The sequence below is a fragment of the Klebsiella sp. HMSC25G12 genome (assembly GCF_001807705.1).
Lineage (GTDB): Bacteria > Pseudomonadota > Gammaproteobacteria > Enterobacterales > Enterobacteriaceae > Klebsiella > Klebsiella variicola.
In genome coordinates, this window is record NZ_KV789857.1 from 1 (window position 1) to 2,906 (window position 2,906).

Annotated in this window: 1 protein-coding gene and 2 pseudogenes; all 3 read left to right on the top strand. The window is 54.0% G+C overall.

Features of this window, described 5'->3' with window-relative positions; all coding sequences use genetic code 11:
* A partial coding sequence (gene repA, locus HMPREF3096_RS09040; protein ID WP_049162576.1) for a plasmid replication initiator RepA occupies positions 1 to 975 on the top strand: 975 nt, incomplete at its 5' end.
* An 890-nt stretch (positions 976 to 1,865) separates the two neighbouring features.
* Positions 1,866 to 2,353: pseudogene (locus HMPREF3096_RS09045) on the top strand (Tn3 family transposase); the annotation flags it as partial.
* A 22-nt stretch (positions 2,354 to 2,375) separates the two neighbouring features.
* Positions 2,376 to 2,876 (top strand): annotated as a pseudogene (locus HMPREF3096_RS09050) (NADH:flavin oxidoreductase); the annotation flags it as partial.
* Positions 2,877 to 2,906 lie beyond the last annotated feature (30 nt).

Here is a 2,906-nt window from a genome sequence, read left to right on the forward strand (position 1 = left end):
GATACGGAAGAACAGATCCGTTTCTGGCAGGGGGTAGAGGACGGCCATGTGGCATCTTTTCTGGTTTCCCCGGAGAAGAAATCTACCCGTCGCCGGCGCGGCGAGCACTCCACAAAACCCAAATGTGAAAACCCGACCTGGTTTCGACCGGAGCATTACAAAAAACTGGGTGGCCAGCTGGGACACGCCTATAACCGTCTTGTTCAAAAAGATCGCACCACTGGTGAGGTGCGACTGCGTATGCACGTATCGCTTCATCCGCTGTACGTCAGGGAACGCCGTCGCGCTGGCCGCCGGTATGGCTTCCGGCCGGAAAAGCAACGTCTGCTGGATGCTATCTGGCCAGTGCTGATCAGCTTCTGTGATGCCGGCAAGCTGACGGTCGGTATGTGTATTTCTCGTCTGGCAAAAGAACTCAGCCAGAAAGACAGTCATGGAAAAGTTATTCCGGAAACAGAGGTAACAGTATCACGTCTGTCCCGGTTGATTGACGAACAGGTTCGTTTTGGTGTCCTGGCTGTATCTGAAGAAAATAGCTGGGACAGGGAATCCCGTACCTGGCTGCCTAAATACGTCTATATCACCGCGTTAGGGTTTCAGATGCTGGGAGTGGATCTGGAAAAACTTGATGCGGAACAACAAAAAAAGCTCCGGCAAAGCGAAGAGCGTCGTCGTCTTATCCAGGAGGGGATTCTGCGTGAAGATGAGGAGATCTCCCCCCGTGCAGCACGTGAGCGCTGGTACCGTCAAAAAACTCTCGATGCACTGAGGTTCCGTCGGCAGCGTGGAGCCGAACGTAAACGAGCTAACCGCCTGGCCAGATATTCTCGTGAGCGCCAGATTCACGAAATGTCGCTTCATATCCTGAAGACAATGCCGGCAGACGAGGCTTACTGGTGTACAACGGAGCGGCTGCAGCAGCTGGCCATTCAGAACCTGTATCAGCTGGAGCTGGCCCTGGCTCCGCCGTCCTGACGGATATCATTTAGCTATTTTTTCTATGCCCCTGCCCGGGGCTTTTGGCGTTTGTCCGGATTCATGAAATTGCCTGGTTTTTATCCATCTGACGTTCCGGCCGTCGGACCATCGCTGGTTTGAGCACGTATACCCTGTGACGTTCGCACCAGGTTTTCACTTATCCACAAAAAACCGCAAATGAATAAACAGGGAATTTAGCAAAAGGGAAACAGCAAACCTGCAAAACAGTCTTACCCCCCCTTTTTTAATCCCCTGCATTGCAAGCAGCAGGGAGATCTTTTGTCTTTGCCTGTTCTGTGAATAACTCAGTGAGGCCTTCGCTTACAGCGGCCGCAAGCGTCCGCGTCGCTCAGATAAAAGTAGCGCCCATCGCTTCGCGACGGGCCCCGACCGGATAACCACATTAGTTACAGCATTCAAAAGGAAATCCATCATAAAACCGGCGCCGGTTTGCCGGCCAGGTGCCCCTCCCCACCACTGAAAAGCGCCGCCGCCCCCGGCCGAAGGCCGGGAGTAGTGTCGCTTTTAATGATGGATGTTGTAACTAGGGGATTAGTCGCTGTGAGAGGTGACGCGGTGAGTTCAGAGTACACGCTCGTAAGCGGCCCTACCGGCCCGCTAACGCGGAGATACGCCACGACTACGGCCCTTGCCTTGTCGTGACCACTCCGACCGCGCACAAAAGCTCCTGAGTTATTTTTAGCGGGTATGGCTTAACAGGGTAAGGGATGGGATAGGCAGAACCTTTCAAAACGGTAACCGGCTTCGCCGGGCGACGGCGCCACTTACCGACGGAGCCTTGTTCAAATTCATCTGGCGCCTCCATGCCGCAAAGCGGCATTCAGAAGACAGGCTGCGCACTGCTCGCGTCGCCTCCGAACGGAAATACCGTGGTTTTCACCGATCTTGCCAGCTACCCCAAGCAAAACGGACTTGCCAAAGCATTGAGGGAAATTGGCCGTATAGAACGAAAGCTGTTTATGCTCGACTGGTTCCGCGATCCGGCACTTCGTCGGCGGGTACAGGCTGGATTGAATAAAGGGGAGGCCCGTAACGCACTGGCGTGTGCGGTATTCCTGCACCGACTGGGGGAAATCAGGGACCGCAAACCGGAAAATCAGAGCTATCGCGCCAGCGGACTGACGGCAGCTATCTCGCTGTGGAACACCGTCTATATGGAAAGAACGATCGATGCCCTGAAGCGTAAAGGAGTGAAGAGCAACGAGCAACTGCTGTCGCATTTGTCGCCGTTAGGCTGGGAGCACATCAATATGACAGGCGATTATATCTGGATAAGCAACCGGCTTCCGGTAAGTTTCGTCGGCTGAGGCCAGCTAAAGTCGAAAGGTCAAAAAATAGCCTTAGCGTACAATAATTTTCGATATCCAAACTGCCCCCAGAGAAACGGAGTGGGTTTCACCAATGAATTCGCAGCCTACGATGATCGTTTTATCCCGAGTCTGAGGAAACTGGCTGATGCGGCAAAAAGCGGGGGGGCGCTGGCAATCCTGCAACTGTTTCACGCCGGTAATAAAGCGGTTCCCGAACTCATCCCAGATGGAGAGCTCGTCAGCGCCAGTGCCCTGGCCGCTCCGGCTGGCCCTTTTAATCGCGGGGAACAAGCCAGCCGGGCGTTGGGTCATGACGAAATTTCTGGTGTGATCCATGACTTCGGCGAAGCCACTCGCCGCGCAATTGAGGCCGGTTTTGATGGTGTTGAATTGCACGGCGCGCATGGTTTTCTTATCCAGAACTTCTTCTCCCCCTGGTTTAACCAGCGTACTGACGAATGGGGTGGTTCATTAGCAAACCGGATGCGTTTTCCGCTGGAGGTCGTTCGGGAAGTCCGGCGGGTTATTGAAACTCATGCCAGGAAACCCTTTTTATTGCGTTACCGGGGCTTTGTTGAATAAATCGAACTTTTGCTG